General features: G+C 58.4%; 12 protein-coding genes. 9 read left to right on the top strand and 3 right to left on the bottom strand.

Annotation, left to right across the window (positions count from 1 at the left end):
- Positions 1-573 precede the first annotated feature (573 nt).
- The 3 genes from ABFX35_RS12405 (at position 574) to grxB (ending at position 8,705) form a co-directional block, all read left to right on the top strand.
- Complete coding sequence (locus ABFX35_RS12405) at positions 574-6,099, top strand: glutamate synthase-related protein (protein WP_346081368.1); 5,526 nt, start codon at positions 574-576, stop codon at positions 6,097-6,099.
- A 69-nt stretch (positions 6,100-6,168) separates the two neighbouring features.
- The gene (locus ABFX35_RS12410) at positions 6,169-7,926 is read left to right on the top strand and encodes a sulfite reductase subunit alpha (protein ID WP_346081370.1); all 1,758 of its coding nucleotides are present in this window, start codon (positions 6,169-6,171) and stop codon (positions 7,924-7,926) included.
- Between the two features lie 143 nt (positions 7,927-8,069).
- The gene (grxB, locus tag ABFX35_RS12415) at positions 8,070-8,705 is read left to right on the top strand and encodes a glutaredoxin 2 (protein WP_279022736.1); all 636 of its coding nucleotides are present in this window, start codon (positions 8,070-8,072) and stop codon (positions 8,703-8,705) included.
- 32 nt (positions 8,706-8,737) lie between these two features.
- Here grxB and ABFX35_RS12420 read toward each other — a convergent pair whose 3' ends face one another.
- Entirely contained in the window at positions 8,738-9,616 is an 879-nt protein-coding gene (locus ABFX35_RS12420; RefSeq protein WP_279022735.1) for a LysR substrate-binding domain-containing protein, read from the bottom strand.
- 207 nt (positions 9,617-9,823) lie between these two features.
- On the opposite strand from ABFX35_RS12420, the gene ABFX35_RS12425 reads away from it, so the two are divergent.
- The 6 genes from ABFX35_RS12425 (at position 9,824) to ABFX35_RS12450 (ending at position 13,713) form a co-directional block, all read left to right on the top strand.
- Positions 9,824-10,495 (top strand): hypothetical protein, encoded by a 672-nt coding sequence (locus ABFX35_RS12425; protein WP_095847229.1) that lies wholly within the window; start codon positions 9,824-9,826, stop codon positions 10,493-10,495.
- 13 nt (positions 10,496-10,508) lie between these two features.
- Positions 10,509-10,907 (top strand): NUDIX hydrolase, encoded by a 399-nt coding sequence (locus ABFX35_RS12430; protein WP_095847228.1) that lies wholly within the window; start codon positions 10,509-10,511, stop codon positions 10,905-10,907.
- Positions 10,907-11,782, top strand: a complete 876-nt coding sequence (locus tag ABFX35_RS12435; RefSeq protein ID WP_346081706.1) for a DUF6024 family protein — start codon at positions 10,907-10,909, stop codon at positions 11,780-11,782. Before ABFX35_RS12430 ends, ABFX35_RS12435 begins: the two co-directional genes overlap by 1 nt.
- A complete protein-coding gene (locus ABFX35_RS12440) occupies positions 11,779-12,672 on the top strand; it encodes a DMT family transporter (protein ID WP_423783622.1) in 894 nt (297 codons plus the stop codon). The genes ABFX35_RS12435 and ABFX35_RS12440 overlap by 4 nt, the downstream gene beginning before the upstream one ends.
- A 262-nt stretch (positions 12,673-12,934) precedes the next feature.
- Positions 12,935-13,228: a type II toxin-antitoxin system TacA family antitoxin gene (locus ABFX35_RS12445; RefSeq protein WP_095847226.1), complete on the top strand. Its 294-nt coding sequence runs from the start codon at positions 12,935-12,937 to the stop codon at positions 13,226-13,228.
- Complete coding sequence (locus tag ABFX35_RS12450; protein ID WP_346081374.1) at positions 13,225-13,713, top strand: GNAT family N-acetyltransferase; 489 nt, start codon at positions 13,225-13,227, stop codon at positions 13,711-13,713. The genes ABFX35_RS12445 and ABFX35_RS12450 overlap by 4 nt, the downstream gene beginning before the upstream one ends.
- 135 nt (positions 13,714-13,848) lie before the next feature.
- Here ABFX35_RS12450 and ABFX35_RS12455 read toward each other — a convergent pair whose 3' ends face one another.
- Together ABFX35_RS12455 and ABFX35_RS12460 are read right to left on the bottom strand one after the other, a co-directional pair.
- Positions 13,849-14,685, bottom strand: a complete 837-nt coding sequence (locus ABFX35_RS12455) for a heme/hemin ABC transporter substrate-binding protein (RefSeq protein ID WP_346081376.1) — start codon at positions 14,683-14,685, stop codon at positions 13,849-13,851.
- A 9-nt stretch (positions 14,686-14,694) separates the two neighbouring features.
- Positions 14,695-16,839: a TonB-dependent receptor plug domain-containing protein gene (locus ABFX35_RS12460; RefSeq protein WP_428832191.1), complete on the bottom strand. Its 2,145-nt coding sequence runs from the start codon at positions 16,837-16,839 to the stop codon at positions 14,695-14,697.
- Positions 16,840-16,870 lie beyond the last annotated feature (31 nt).

A 16,870-nucleotide genomic window follows, 5' to 3' on the forward strand; every position in this document is an offset into this window, starting at 1 on the left:
ACCCCATGATGAAATCACCTGCTAGCACATAAAATCAATATAATAATCATTATCAGTTATAGAAACCATTTTCCGGTATACCCTCCAACCGTCACAACACCCTCTTTTTACTAAAAAAAACCTTTTATTTCATAACTATAAGTAAAAATTATCCCTGAATGACCGCAGCCATAATGCCATTTGACCTGCTCTGGGTTTGTCGCTAATTTGGGAGTTCGCTGGAAGGATCCCCGACGGAACAGCGTCTCGTCATATTTATGCAGTAAGCAATTAAAAAGAAGACTCCCTCATCAGGCAAGCCATCACCACTTGTGAGATCGTTTTGAGAGGCCGGAAAAGAGAGCGGCATAACCACTGACGCGTTAGGCATAGCCGGGCTCAGTGAGGGATCGCTCGCGGTAAAGGTGCCCGCGTTCTGGCGGTGAAGGGGAGTACCCCAGCAGGGCCTGGGGAAATACGCTCAATGCTCTTTTATGAGTAGAGCAATGTCAGCGAAAATATAATATTTTTATACATCAACAATTTGCATGAAATGCACCGAACTGATCCCATTTCGTGCAAAGGAGAACCCCGATGACAAATCCAAACCCTTATCCCTACGGTCTGTATGATCCGGCCCAGGCCAGCGATAGCTGTGGCGTAGGGTTCATCACCCGTAAGGATGGCACGCAAACCCACGAGGTGCTCAGTATGGCGCACAGCGCGCTGTGTACCGTGCCGCACCGTGGCGGTATGTCAGCAGAAGGCGTGGGCGATGGCGCGGGGGTCAACGTGGATCTTTCTCTGGCCTTTTTCCGCAAACTCACCGGCCTGCCGCTGGAAGCCGGGCGCTTTGGCGTGGGCAACTTCTTTGTGCCCAAAGATCCAGAGCTACGCGCCAACGCCGAACGGCTGGTGGAAGACGTGCTCGCCACCTATGGGCTTGGCGTGATAGTAAAACGGGATATTCCGCTCGACACCAGCGTGCTGCGCCCTGCGGCGATCGCTTTCCAGTTGCCTATCGTGCAATGGATATTTAACGCGCCACAGGACATTGCCGATCAGAATGCGTTTGAAAAGCACATTTACCGCGCGCTGCTAGATATTGAAGCCCGTGCCTTTACCGAAAGCGAATTTGGCGGCCTCTATCCGCTTTCGCTTTCCTCGCGTACCCAGGTGTTCAAAGCGCGGCTGAACTCCAACGAAGTGATCCCCTATTTTTGCGATCTTACCGATCCGGATCACGCGGTGCACAGCCTGTTCTTCCATACCCGCTTTTCCACCAACACCGATCCGCACACCACCATGGCGCAGCCGTTCCGCCTGATGGCGCATAACGGCGAGCTGAATACCGATCGTAAAAACCGCATCGCCGAAGCCGCGCTGGCACTGGCACGCGGCAAAAACATCGTGCGGCCCAAGGGGCAGTCCGACAGTTCGCGGCTGGACCAAACCATTCACAGCCGCCTGATGGAAGACGATCTGGATCTGATCACCGCCGTGGTGTCGATGATGCCGCCGGCGTGGGAGAACGACGATTCGCTGTCGCCGCAGGTGCGCGCCATGCTGGAATACTTCTCGCTGTATGAAGAAAAGAACGACGGCCCGGCAGCGCTGATTTTCGGCAACGGCGAAGTGATTGGCGCGCGGCTTGATCGCCTGGGCCTGCGCCCGCTGCGCTCCGTGGAAACCGCGGATTATATTGGCGCCATGTCGGAAGCGGGCCAGATCGCCTTCCCACCGGAAAGCGTGCTGCGCCGCGGTCGCATCGAAGCCGGCGGCATGCTGTATTACGATCACCGGGAAAAACGCAGCTTCACCACGGTGGAAGCGCTGGAAAAACTGGCAGCCGAAAAAGACTACCCGGCGCTGCTGTTGCGCGCGCGCATCACCCTGCAGGATCTGCCGCAAATCCCGGCGGAAAAACAGGGGTCGCCGCTGCGCTACAACGGCGATCTGGAACGCTACCAGCGCTTTGTCGCCTACTATTACAACCAGGAAAGCTTCAAGTTCATGATGGACCCGATGCTGGCCACCGGCGCGGAAAAAATTTCGGCCATGGGTTACGGCAACGCCATCAACGTGCTGTCCGACCACGAAGGCGGCGTCGCGCACTATTTCTCACAGCGCTTTGCGCAGGTGACCAACCCGCCGCTGGACTCCATCCGCGAGGCCGACGGTATGACGCTGCGCGTGGCGCTGGGCGCCAAACCCCATCTGGGCCGCAGTAAAGGCCGGCAGATTATCGTGCCCAGCCCGATCCTCACCCACCTGGATATGCTGCGCCTGCGCGAACAGCAAGTGGCGCCCTACGCCCGCTTTGAAATGCTGTATACGCCGGTGATCGGCAACGATCTCATCAGCCGCGCCGCCAACGCCAACGCGCTGGAAGCCGCGATTGATGCGCTGGCACAGCAGGTGGTGGACTTCGCCCGTGAACAAGGCGGTATCGCGGTGATCACAGATCGCCACATCTCCTCCACCCGCGCCGCCATGCCGATGCTGCTGGTGGTTTCCGCCATCAACCAACGGCTGGTGCAAGAGGGCCTGCGCCTGGATCTTTCGCTGGTCGTGGAAAGCGGCCAGAGCATTTCTTCGCACCACATCGCCGCGGCGCTGGGCTTTGGCGCCTCGGCTATCTACCCATTAGGCGTGCAGATGCGCGCCGAAGAAAAATACGGCGAAGGCGAGGAAGGCAACAAAGCGTTTAAACGCTATGCCAAAGCGGCGGAAAAAGCGCTGATGAAAACCATGGGCAAAGTGGGCCTGTGCACCGTCGAAAGCTACACCTGCGGTGAGTTTTTCGAGCCGAACTTCCTTGATACCAACGATCCGGTGTTGAAGAAATACTTCCCCAACATCAAAACGCCGGTGGGCGGCGCCGACTTCGCCGCCATCGCCCAAATGACGGTAGACTGGCACCAAAGCGCGCTGAAGGTCAAAGGCGAAGCCGATGTGCCGCTGCTAGGGCTGTTTAAAGAACGCGCCGAGGGCGCCGGCCACTCTTACGGCACCATCGCCGTGCGCAGCTTTATCGATATGACGGAGCGGCCGATCCGCTTCGTCGACAAACCGCGTGAAGAAGATCGCTTCATGCGCCTGCTGACGCTGTCCAAGCTGGATGATGCCTTTGCGCTCAAGCCGGCCGCGTTTGCCCACACCAGCTTTGATCGCCTGTCAAACGCCACCATCGATCACTTCCAGGTGACCCCGGACTACCGCGAGTTCTCGGCCCTGATGGCCCAGGAACGCAAACGCCGCCCGGCCGCGCTACGCGACATTCTGGCATTCCCGGCGGATTTAACCCACATCGACAGCGTGATGGAGTTCGGCCGCAAACTGGGCCGCTATGCGCTGATCAATAACGGGTTTGCGATTCGCGGGCTGGAGTGTGAAAACGCAGGCGACGGGCGCTTCACACTGCGCCTGGTGGACGCCGTCGACGGCCTGAAGTCCACGGCTGAACGGCTGAAGGCACTTGCTCTGGCGCTGGTTAACCGCTTTGCCGACGAGATTGAAGAACGCGAAATCGTGGACGATACGCTGCGCCTTCGCGCGCGGGGCGATGCCGCCGATTATCTGGCGCGCATCTTTACCGCACCGGCGCCGTTGGCGTTAAGCGCCGTGCAGCCGGCCAGCGAAATTACCCGTACCTTCGCCTCCGGCGCCATGAGCCACGGCGCGCTGGTGGCCCCGGCGCACGAAGCGGTGGCGCACGGCACCAACATGGTTGGCGGCATGAGCAACTGCGGCGAAGGTGGCGAGCACTATTCACGCCATGGCACCCTGCGTGCTTCACGCATCAAACAACTGGCTTCCGGCCGCTTTGGCGTATGGGCCGGCTACCTGGCCGATCCGATGCTGGAAGAGCTGGAAATCAAAATCGGCCAGGGCGCCAAGCCCGGCGAAGGCGGCCAGTTGCCGGCGCCGAAAGTGACGGTGGAAATCGCCGCCGCCCGCGGCGGTACGCCGGGGGTTGAACTGGTTTCACCGCCGCCGCACCACGATACCTACTCGATCGAAGATTTGGCGCAGTTGATCCATGACTGCAAAGCGGCGCGGGTGCGGGTGATCGTCAAACTGGTGTCGTCGGAAGGCATCGGCACCATCGCCGTTGGCGTGGCGAAAGCCGGCGCCGATGTGATCAACGTGGCCGGCAACACCGGCGGCACCGGCGCGGCTTCAGTCACCAGCCTGAAATACACCGGGCGCGTGGCGGAAATCGGCATCGCCGAAGTGCACCAGGCGCTGTGCGCCAATGGCCTGCGCGATAAAGTCACCCTGCGCTGCTCCGGCGCGCAGCAAACCGGCAGCGATGTGGTGAAATCCGCACTGCTGGGCGGCGACAGCTTCGAATTCGGCACCACCGCGCTGATGATGCTCAAGTGCGTCATGGCGAAAAACTGCAACGTGAAGTGCCCGGCGGGGTTAACCACCAACGCCGAAGCCTTCAACGGTGATCCTCGCCAACTGGCGCAATACTTTATGAACGTGGCGCACGAAGTGCGTGAAATTCTGGCCTGGCTCGGCCTGCGTTCGCTGCGCGAAGCGCGCGGCCGCGCCGATCTGCTGCACCTGATGGACCACCCGCGCGAAGTGGGCCAGTTGGATCTGCGCGCCATGCTGACCGTGGTGCCGGAGGTGAAAATCGCTCACCCGGTCTATCTGGAAAAAGACTTCCACCTGGACGAATCCTGGGTGGCGCCACTGCACAGCGCGCTGGTGGAGCAAGGGCTAACCGATCTGGAACTGGGCCAGGGCATCACCCTCAACAACCGCTACAAGAGCGTGGGCGGCCAGTTGGCGATCGACATCGAACGGCTGCTCAACCACCAGTTGGATCATACGCAGTTGGCCAACATGCCGGCCGTGTTGTTCGACGATCGCGGTCGCCACTACCTGCACCCAGGCACCGTGCGTATCGCCACATCCGGCTCCGCCGGCCAATCCTACGGCGTGTTCTGCAACGACGGCATGCGACTGCAGCACAGCGGCACCTGTAACGACGGCGTCGGCAAGGGCCAGTGCGGCGGCGAAATCATCGTCACCTCACCGGGCGGCGGCTCACAGGAACCCGGCGGCAATGTGCTGATTGGTAACTTCGCCCTGTTTGGCGCCACCGGCGGCCGGCTGTTTGTGCAGGGCCAGGCCGGCGACCGTTTCGCCGTGCGCAACTCTGGCGCCACGGCGGTGGTAGAGGGCGTGGGGGATTTCTGCTGTGAATATATGACCAACGGCGCCGTACTCAACCTCGGCACCTTTGGCAAGGGCTTCGGCAACGGTATGAGCGGCGGTTTCGCCTACCAGTACGATCCCTACGGCGCACTGGCCGCGCACGCAGCCGGCGACTCGGTGCTGTACGGCGCCATCGCCGCCGACGATGCCATGGCGCAGGTGCATGAGCAAGCGGTGCTGGCGATGCTGCAGTGGCATCTGGAAGCCACCGGCTCCGAGCGTGCCGCCTGGCTGCTGGATAACTGGCAGGCCGAACGGGCGCACTTTGTTTACGTGATGCCGCGCGCGCTGCTGCTGTATCAGGACGCCGGCGAAATTCTCAAGGCCAAACCGCGCAAAGATCTGTTGGAAGAGCTGTCCGTCGCGCTGGCGACCCATCAGGTCGCCAAGTTCAAACGCGCATGGCGGGATAACAAAGCCATCGCTGGCGGCGCAGTGCCGGGCTATGGCGATACCGACACGGCGGAAATGCTGGTGTTGCTCAACAACTACACCGTGCTAAGCACCGCCCAGCAGTTGGCGCTTTCTCGTTTACCCAAAGGCACCAGCGTGGAAGACCCAGCCGCCCAGAAAGCGGTGCGTAACCTGCTGATGACGGAGGATTTCGCGCTGATGAGCAAACTGCAGCGCCACGGCCGGGCCGCCATCGAGCACTACAGCGATGATGAGCTGGCGGCGCTGATCGCCGCCAAACGCGTGGCGGACTATAAGGCGGCGCTGAAGCAACGCAATATCCGTTCGATGGACAGCCTGGCGACCTACGGCTGGATTATCCATCAGGATGCGCGCAACACGCAGACGCTGGGCAGCCTGCCGGACTTCGAAGAGCTGTTTGCCCGCGCCGCGCTGCCTGAACTGGCGGCGACGGTGGGCAAGCTGGCCTGATCGCGTGGCGATGAACAATGAACATTGAATTTACAGAAAACGCAAAGACGGAATCGAGAATCAATATCCATGAAAATACCCTTCATTCCTGAAGACGCACCGTTTAACGGTGAACAGAAATCCTGGCTGGCGGGGTTTCTCGCCGGGCTACACTCGCGGTTGTTAGTTATCGAAGGCACCCAGCCGGCCGCAGGCAGCGCCGGCACGGCTAATGCGGCGCAGCTTCATATCCTGTTCGGTTCTCAAACCGGCAATGCCGAAGCGCTGGCGCAGAACGCCGCCGCCGCGGCACGGGCCAAGGGGATGGTGCCGGTGGTTCAGGCGTTGGGGGAAGTCGATCTTGACGTCTTCGCAACCATGCGTCACGTGCTGATCATCACCTCGACCTACGGCGAAGGTGAAATGCCGGACAACGCCCAGCTGTTTTGGGATGCGATCTCCGCCAGCACGGCACCGCGCCTGGAGCAGATGCACTTCGCCGTGCTGGCGATTGGCGATACCAGCTATGACGGTTTTTGCCAGGCGGGCAAATTCATTGATATGCGCCTGGAGCAACTGGGCGCCAAGCGGCTGACAGATCGCGTCGACTGCGACGTGGAGTACGAACAGCCGGCCAGCGACTGGATCGGCAGCGCGATACCGCAGTTTTCCGCCAGTGCGGGCGGCAGCGGTACGGCGCTCGCCAGCGCCCCAGAGGCCCCGGCGATCCCCGGCAGCAACAAACATAACCCTTATGCGGCGGCCCTGGTCACCAACCAGCGCCTGTCCGGCGAGCTCTCCGGTAAAGACATTCGTCACCTTGAATTTGATCTGGCCGGCAGCGGGCTTCGCTATGAAGTCGGCGATGCGTTAGGGGTGATCCCGGTGAACGATCCGGCGCTGGTCAATCTGCTGCTCACCCGCCTGAACGTAGCGTATGACACGCCGGTTCCCGGCCATGACAGCAGCCTGGGCGATCTGCTGACCTACCAGTTTGAAATCAGCGAACCGTCACGCAAACTGATTGAATGGGTCGGCCAATATACGGCCAACGAAGAGCTGCGCCATATTCTGCAGCATGATGATAAAGACACGCTGGCGGTCTGGCTGTGGGGCAAAGACACGCTCGATCTGCTGCAGTTGGATCCCAGCCGTGCGATCGGCGTGCAGGAGTTTGTGGCGCAGCTGCGCCCGTTGCAGCACCGCGCTTACTCCATTTCCTCCAGCCAGAAAGCCCACCCCGATCAGGTGCACCTGACGGTGGCCGCAGTGCGCTACCACAGCGCCGGCCGGGCACGCGGCGGCGTATGCTCGACCTATCTGGCCGATCGCGTCCGGCGCGGCGAAAAACCGTCCATCTTCATTTCGCCGAATAAAGCCTTCCGTGTGCCCGCCGATAGCGATGCGCCGTTAATCATGGTCGGCCCCGGCACCGGTATTGCGCCGTTCCGCGCCTTCTTGCAGGAACGCCAGGCCAGCGGCGCCAAAGGCAAAAACTGGCTGTTATTTGGCGATCAGCACCATCAGCACGATTTCATCTACCAGGATGAACTGGCGCACTGGCAGAAAAATGGCCTGCTGACCCAGCTCGATCTGGCTTTTTCACGCGATCAGGCCGAAAAGATCTACGTGCAGACCCGGATGCGCGAACAGGGCGCGAAGCTTTACGCCTGGCTGCAGGAAGGCGGCCACTTCTATGTCTGCGGCGATGCAACCCGCATGGCGAAGGATGTCGATAAGGCGCTGCACCAGGCGATCGCCCAGCACGGCGGCCTGTCAGAAGAAAAAGCCGCGGACTACGTCAACCAGCTCAAAAAGGAAAAGCGCTACCTGCGCGACGTATATTGAGTGGTGACCACACCCATGGCAGCTCCGGCTGCCATTTTTTACGCCGTCTGCAACTTGAAGTATGAAGGGTATAGAACAGTATAATGGCGGATAACATTAACCATTACCTACCGTTCGCCAATCACAAACGAGGTCGATCCCCCATGAAACTTTTCATTTATGAACACTGCCCGTTCTGCGTCCGGGCCCGGATGATCTTTGGGCTGAAAGATATTGCCTATGAGCAGGCAGTGATTATGGAAGGCGATGCAGAAACCCCTATCCGCATGGTCGGGCGCAAGGTGGTGCCGATTCTGGCCAAGGATGACGGCAGCTTTATGCCGGAAAGCATGGACATCGTGCATTACGTTGATGCGCTTAAGGCGCCGTTAATCGCCGACCAGCCGGTCGATCCTGCGATCGAAGCCTGGGGCAAAGCCGCATCGGGCGCGATCTTCAAGCTGGCAGTGCCCCGCTTCACCCGCGGCGATTTTCAAGAACTGGCCACCCCACAGGCACGCCAGGCCTATCTGGAGCGGGAACAAAAAGCCTTTGGCGATCTGGACGCGCTGACGGCGGAAACCCCAGCGCTGGTCGCGCAAGTGCAGCAAAAACTCGCCGAACTGGAGCCGCTGCTGGCAGGGAAAACCGAGGTCAGCACAACGGACTTTATCCTGTTCCCGCTGCTGCGCTCGTTGAGCATCGTCAAAGACATCAGCTTCGGCCCGAACGCCAGCGCCTATATCACGCGCCTGAGCGCGCAAAGCAAGGTAGATTTGCTTAGCGGGCAGGCAATGTAACCCCCTGATGGCGGCCAGCGCACCGGCCGCCGTTATTCCTCGCCGTATGCCGCCTCTTCCAACAGCCAACGGCAGAACAGGCGAATAGCACGCTCCTCCTTGCGCTGCGCATGCACCATCATCCAGGTGGCGCGATCCACCTCCACAAAGCCCAATGGGGCAACCAACGTCCCCTGCTGGATATCTTTCTTGACCAACATTTGCGGCGTCATGATGATGCCAAGCCCGCTGCGCGCGGCCTGAATAGCCAGCATCAGGTTTTCAAAATGCCGGCCGGCCCAAAAGTCCCCCTGGGCGCCGGTTTTCCTGGCCCATTCGGCCCAGGCGTGAACCTTGGTGTCAGCGTGCAATAGGGGCAGCGTGGAAAAGTCCGTCGCGTAGGTAAAGGCCTGCGTGAAATCCGGCGCACATACCGGGCCGATGTAATCCACGCTCAGCAGCGTGGTTTCGATATCCGGATCCACCGGCCGTTCGTGGCTTAGCAACAGCACATCGCTATAGCCGCTTTTCAGTTGTTCAATATCGGTACAGGTTTGAAACGTCAGAGGAATGTCCGCATGCCGCTCCGAGAAGCGACCAATGCGCGACAGCAACCATTGGGCCAGAAAGCTTGGCGCGCAGGCGATGGTTAGCGGGCTTGCCCCCTGGTTTTTAATCTCATGGCAGGCACGTTCAAGCTCGCCAAAAGCCTGCAAACAGCTTTTTTTCAGCCGTTCGCCGGCCGGGGTGAGAAATACCCGCCCATGGCTGCGGGTAAACAACGGCGTGGCGAGCTGCGCCTCCAACTGCCGGATTTGGTGGCTGATGGCGCTATGGGTCACGTTCAGCGATTCAGCCGCCAGGCTGAAGTTTTCAAAGCGCGCCGCCTGTTGAAAATAGTGCAATGCCCGCAACGACGGTAGATCGGCCATACCCCACCCTGTTAGAAAATCTCACATTCAGTGTGTGATTATATCATTACAACCGCAAGCCGAAACGTTTTAGTCTGATTATCAGCAACGGGCCAACGGAGTGACCCAATGCCGTTTTCACACGGGTTCCCGCTCCTCATTTAACCGAAGCACAGCAACATAGACGTGGTAATTATGAGTTCCTCACAGATACAACCCCAGTTAGTTATGTTCACCGGTGGCAGGGATAGCACCCTGGCAGCCTGTTATCTGATGTTACAAGGTATCCCGGTGCATTTATGGTCGGGCAACAGCGGCTGTTCACTGCACCGCGGGATTTTGGCGCACCGGGTGGATGAACTGAAGGCCCGGTTCGGCGATCTGGTCTTGGGGCATACCGTTGCGGACATCAGCGGCGCCTTCCGTTCGATCGCCATCGAAAACCTGGAGCAGGATATCCTCAACTACCGCAAAAACCTGGTGCTACTCGGCGAGAAGCTGGCGATCCACGCACACTTGGTGGATTTCTGCCGCCACCATGGCATTACCACCATCAACGACGGCATCACCCATTACCAGAGAGAGTTCCCAGAGCAGCGGTTGGTCGCTAAAGAGTACCTGGTCGCGCTGATGGCGGAATTTGGCATTCACTACCATTCGCCGATTTACGAATTCGCCCACTCGGCGGAAGACGTGAAATACCGGCTTTTGCAGCTCGGCATTTCGACTAAATCGCTGGAAGGCATCAGTATTTTCGCCGATAGCTTCACGACCCCCAGCGACGAGGTGATCCTGGCTTATTTACAGGAAAAAACCCCGCGGGCGATAGACATCATCAACTTCCTCTCCGGCAATACGCTCGTCGATATGGCGGCCAGCCCTCAGTTGACGGCCGTATAAGCAGGAGCATCCCGTGAAAGTTATTGTGAAATGCGCAGCGATTATTTTGCACCAACGTGCACTGCTTCTGACTCGCAAGCGCGGCACCCAGATTTTTATCTCACCGGGGGGCAAGCTGCACCCAGGGGAAGATCACCTCAGCTGCCTGCGCCGCGAGCTGCGGGAAGAGCTGGCCGTCGGGGTGCGTGACGTCCGCCCTTTCGGCCTGTTTCACGGCCACGCCGAATTTGAAGACGTGATGATTGAAAATCACGTTTATCACGTTGAGATCGTCGGGCAACCACGCGCTAGCGCAGAGATCGAAGAGATCGCCTGGGTCAACTATCGGCAGCCGGCGAACGAGATCGCGGTGGGTTCGATCTTCCGCGACAACATTCTGCCCCTGCTCTATCAACAAGGGATTATCGATTGATGGATGCCTCCTCGTTATCGCCGCTGCTACAGCAGGCCCACGGCGATCGGTTTTATAAACGGGCCGGCCAGTACCGCGATGAGCTGCGTACTGCGCTAACGCGCCTGTATAAACTGGACGAGTACGATGTCTTCTTTGTCCCATCCGTCCGGATCGGGATGGTGATCCTGTCGCACTTGTTCTGTAAGCAGAACGTTACGCTGTGCCTGGCCCGCCACGAACACTATCAGCCGATCAACCTGCTGTTCCCCGATGCCACGCTGAATGCCGCCTGGCCTGGGGAAATGCACATCATCACCCACGTCAACCCGTATACCGGCGCGGTGAATACCATCAATCCTGGCCCCGGCAACGCGGTGGTGGACGCTTCGCACAGCTTTGCCACCGGCCTGCACCAAAGCCTGGTGACGCAAAGCAACGTTTTTATTGCGCCATTGCATAAGCACGCTTCGCTGACCGTTGGGCTGGCGATCGTCGCGATGCGAACGGCGCAGTTCAGTACCCTGCTGCGCAGTGAACTGCGGCTGTTTGAAGAGGCTACCGCGTCGCTCTGCCCACTGCAGGAAGCCCTGAAAAACGTGCATAGCAGCCAATGGCAACCCTACAACGTGGCGCAGGTGGGTGCCATCCGGCTAACGGCGCCGGGCGGCGCGGAGTGTGCCTCGGTCAGCGATCCCGGCCTGCCGTTCAGTTGTCTGGCGCTGCCGGCGCTTGATGCGGCGCAGCGCCAGCGGGCAAAAGCCCTCGGCGGCAGTTGGTTCCCGGAAACGCAAACGCTGCGGCTTTCCGGTTGGGCGCGCGGCCAGGCCGGCGAGCACCACGACGCCACCGATGAAATCATTTCAACACTAACAACACTCTGGAGTACACCATGAAACAAAACCCCGGCAACCTGATTGGGATAATAGGGGGAATTATTCTCAGCACCGATTCCGTGTTTATCCGCCTGATGTCCATCCCAAATTCCTGGCTGATTGTCGTGCTGCGCGGGTTGTGTATGTGGGGAATGTTCTTCGCCGTCTGGCTGTTGTGGCAGCGCAGCCGCAGCACCATCGGCACCCCTTGGCTAACGCGTGATAACTGGCTGTCGGCGCTGTTCTTCTGCGTGGCCTCGGCCTGCTTCGTCAATGCGCTCAACCGCGGCAATATCGCCACGGTGCTGGTCATCATCTCCTCCACGCCTTTTATTTCCGCGCTGATCTCACGCCTGTTCTTCGGCGTGCGTATCGATCGCAGCCTGATGGCGGCAGCGCTGGCGGGGATTATCGGGGTGGTGATTGTGATGTTCGGCAAATCCGGCGATCAGAGCGCGGTGGCCAACGCCTTCGCGCTGGCGACGGCGGTATCAATGGCGCTGGCGTTCATCTTTTCCTCAAAGGTCAACAGCGGTACGGTCGGCTTGCCGTCTCTGGGCGGCGTGCTGGCATCGCTGCTGATCATGGCGTTCAACGGCAAACAGATGTTCGACACCTCGCTGCTGCTCAGCAATACGCAATGGCTCTGGGTGGTAGTGGAAGGCGCGCTGATTATGCCGCTGGCGATGGGACTGATTGCCTTGTCCACGCGCTTTGTTTCACCGGCGAACGCCGGGCTGTTTCTGCTGCTTGAAACCGCATTGGCGCCGCTGTGGATTTACCTGTTCCTGGGGGAAGCGCCGGCACCGCACGCTCTCGTCGGCGGGGTGATTATCGTGGCCGCAGTGATATCGCAAAGCCTGTATAGCCGCCGCCAGCAGAACGCGGCGCGTTATGCCGATGCCGGTTAAGCGGGGTTAATCACAGCACGCCGTTTTTTACTGGTGTACCGATAACCCCTGGCCAAGGGCGGCGTGTCCTTTTTATACGCAAGTAATAAGCAAGGAGCATGCCGCCTAAGGCGCAGAGGTTGTTGTTAGCTGTCTACTTGGCAACATAGCGTTATCGATTAAATTGAAATTCAGTTCCTCATCCTAGCTATAAATCGTAATGACATCAGCGTTACGCATATTGTATAATTAACACCCAGCGGAACACCCGGAGAATCACAATATGCCCGTGACGAATCACGTTTCCGGCAAGCGCGAAACACTGAATTTACGCATCAAACCCGCCGAACGCGATCTTATCGATCGAGCCGCGAAAGCCAAAGGCAAAAACCGAACCGATTTTGTTCTGGAAGCGGCTCGCGCCGCCGCAGAAGAAGCATTAATCGAACAACGCATTATTATGGCGGATCCTGAAGCCTATCAGGAATTTCTTACCCGTCTGGATCAGGCTCCTGCGCCAAACGCCGCGCTGCGAAAAACCATGCAAACGCCTGCGCCTTGGGATCAGAAAAAATGATCTCCCCCCCGGAGCCGCTTCATGCTGAACATGTACTCGGCCCGTTTTGTTGCGGCGTGGATTCTATGGATAACTGGCTGAAACAACGGGCGATGAAAAATCAGTTAACCGGTGCATCAAGAACATTTGTCTGCTGCGACAGTGCAAAAGTGCTGGCGTATTACTCACTGGCATCCAGTGCGGTAGTGGCAAACGCGGCGCCTGGCCGCTTTCGCCGTAATATGCCTGATCCAATCCCGGTGGTCATACTGGGGCGCCTGGCGGTAGATAAATCATTGCACAGTCAGGGCGTCGGACGGGCACTGGTGCGAGATGCCGGCCTACGGGTGATTCAAGTGGCGGAAACTATCGGTATCCGGGGGATGCTGGTTCATGCGTTATCTGATGAAGCGCGGGATTTTTACCAACGGGTGGGGTTTGAGCCCTCGCCGATGGATCCGATGATGCTGATGATAACGCTGAGGGATTTGCTTGCCAGTGCTTAATATATATCCCCTTCATACTGCAAGTTGCAGGTGTGTTGGCTTTATTACTCGGCCCATCCCTGGTCCTCGCCCCGATGGGGCCGCTGCCCGCAGCCTTCAAATCTGCTCCCGACGAATTTGTCGCTGCGTTGCCGCCTACCGGCTCGCGGGATAAAAGCCCTGGTAGAGCTGTTCCGCCGCCTGGGCGATTCGCGGCCCCATGCCCAAAATCAGCGCCTGATCGATGGTCACAATATGGTTATTGCGCCACGCGGCCGTCTGGGCAACGCCGGGAATATTGCCCAGCAGTTTTTTCCCGCCTCCCCCGGCCAGGCTTTGCGTGGTAACCACGATCACATCCGGGTTGGCGGCAATAATCGCCTCACCGCTGTAAGTCCGATACTGGCTATGGGTGGCGACATTGCGCCCGCCGGCCAGGCGCAAAACGCCATCGGCCACCGTCCCGCTGCCGGCAATCTGCGGCGAACCGCCGCCCACCGATAACATGAACAACACCTTCACCGGCGCAGGCTGTGTTGCCGCTTTGCGCGAGACGGCAGCCAAGCGCTGGCTGATATCGTTAACCAGCGCCTGGCCTTTTTCCGTGGCCCCCAGCGCCATCGACAGCGTTCTTATGTTGCCGAGTAACTGTTCTGCCGTGGCGGGCGCGCGCGGTAAGGTAATAATATCCACGTGCTGCTGGCGCAGCTGTTCCAGCACGCTGCGCGGTTCGGCATCTTGCCAGGTAATCAGTTTATCGGGCCGCAACGCCAGCAGCCCTTCAGCGCTCAGTTGCAGCCAGTAGCCAACGTGCGGCAGCGCCTGCGTTTGCGGCGGATAAGACGTTGTTTTATCCACCCCCACGACCCGATCCCCGGCGCCGAGCGCATAAACAATTTCCACCAGCGAGCCGCCGACCACCACCAGCCGTTCCTGTGCCTGCGCCGTGGCGCACAGCCAACCGGCCAACAAAGCAATAACCAGACGTTTCATCCTCAACCCCTAAAATTTCATGCCAACGCCCAGGGCCGCATTAAAGCCCGCCGCCGGAATAGACTCATGCGCCGTCTGATAACGCTTATCCGTCAGGTTGTTCAACGCCAACGTGGTTTGGTATTGATTGTCGTCGCCAAATTGCGTGCTGACGGCGAAATTCAACGTCGCCCAGCCGGGGTAACGCACCGTTGCAGAGCCGGTGCTGTCTTTCGCCTGGCTAGCCGCGCGAATAAACAGATTGGACTCGACATCAAACGCGTTCAGCGCCAGCGTATGCTTAACCCCGGCGCGCCCGGTCAACATTGGTTCGCCGGAATCATAGGTTTTCATCGTCGGCATCTCGAACTGGCGGCGCATCAGGTTACCGCTGACGTAAGGTACAAACGACCAACCGTTATATTCCGCGGTCACTTCCATTCCGTAGGTTTTGGCTTTATTCACATTGGCGTAATACTGATATGCCGTATTGCTGGTGCTGCTGTTGCCGTTACAGATGGCCTGCCCGGTGCAGGCCAGGCTGGCGATGTAATCTTTGGCCTCGGCGTAGTAAACCGCGCTATCAATCAGCCACGCATGCCCTTTATAGCGGGCGCCAATCTCATAGTTATTGGAGTGTTCGGCTTTTAAGTTCGGGTTGCCGTACGTTGTACCGCCGCCCGCCGAGGTTTCAATATACAGATTGGACAGCGTCGGGAAGACATATCCCTGCGCAAAGGACATCCGCAGTTGCAGATTGTCAAAGCCGGAATAGCGCAAACTCGTGGCCGTGATAAAGGCGTTGTCGCGCACGGAATTATCGCTGAACGCGGTATAGCTTGCGCCGCTGAGGGAATCGGTAATCTGCTTATCGCCGCCGATTGATTTTGATTCCACCCAGAACTGGCGAGCGCCGACGATCCAGGACCAGTTATCGGCGAACGCCCACTCATTCTGGCCGAACAGCGCCCAGTTGGTTTGTTGCCAACGGTTATTGGCATGGGTCTCGGTGGTCTTATTAGCCGCAGACGGGAAGCCAGTGGTGGTAGAAGTCGCCACATTGCCCCAGGAGTTTTGTTTCACCCGATCCTGCTGATACTGCGCGCCCAGGATCAACGCATCGCGTTCAAATAAGGCCCAATCGCTCTGCAAGGTAAGGCCCTGGGTGTTTTGCGTGTCATGGATCTGGGTTTGGTTAGCGACGTTTACCGTGCCAATCATTGGGCTATCCGACGCTGTACTGACGGCAATCTCATTTTCAAATTTGCGCTCCAGCACCTGATGATAGGCATTCAGATGAACCTTTTTGAGAAAGTCGCCGCCGGCGTCATAGTCATAAAACAGGGCGATCTTCTCACGTTCAAGCTTCGGCAATTTAACGCTGAAGCTTTGATAGCTGGGATCGTTGAAATAGGTTTGGGTATCCAGACGGTAGCGATCCACCGACAAGCCAAACTGGTGCCGCCCTAACGTATACCCCAGCCAGGCGCTCTGGCTTTGATTGCCATAGTTGGTATTCGGTAAACGGCCGTCTGGCGTTTTACGATCGCCGTGATCGGCATAACTGCCGCTTAGGCGGTAGCTGAAGTTTTCCACCGTGCCATACACCGAGCCGGAACTGTTCCAGCCATTGGTGGCGCTGTCATAAACCGTTTTAATACTGCCGCCAAAAGGTTTGTCTCCTCCTTTGCGGGTAATAAAATTAATTATCCCGCCGATCGCCTGCGAGCCATATAAAACAGAGTTTGGCCCTTTTACCACCTCAATTTGCTCAATTGCCGATTCATCAATCAATAACCCTGGGCCGGAACCCATGCCCGAGCGCTGATATGTCACCTCTTGCCCATCAATTAATACCAATACCCGTGATGGATCTTCACCGCGAATACGGATCTGCTTTCGGCCGGCCAATGAATTATCGGAAACCTCAACGCCAGGAATATCACGCAGCACGTCGGCAAGCGATTCGCTGGTAGACTTTTCCAATTCGTCGGCGCCAATAACCTGAACAGAAGCCGGGCTTTCCCATACTGATTTCTCAGAACGGCTGGTGCTCACCACTATCGTATCGCTGCTTTGCGCCGCATCCTCAGCGGTAGTCACCGGTTGAGCAAAAGAATAACCCCCTGAAATAAGGAACAAACCACAAAATGAGATCGCATTTTTGCATGGCATGGCAATCAACCCCGAAGGCAAGTGAGAATCA

The organism is Gibbsiella dentisursi (assembly GCF_039539505.1).
GTDB lineage: Bacteria > Pseudomonadota > Gammaproteobacteria > Enterobacterales > Enterobacteriaceae > Gibbsiella > Gibbsiella quercinecans.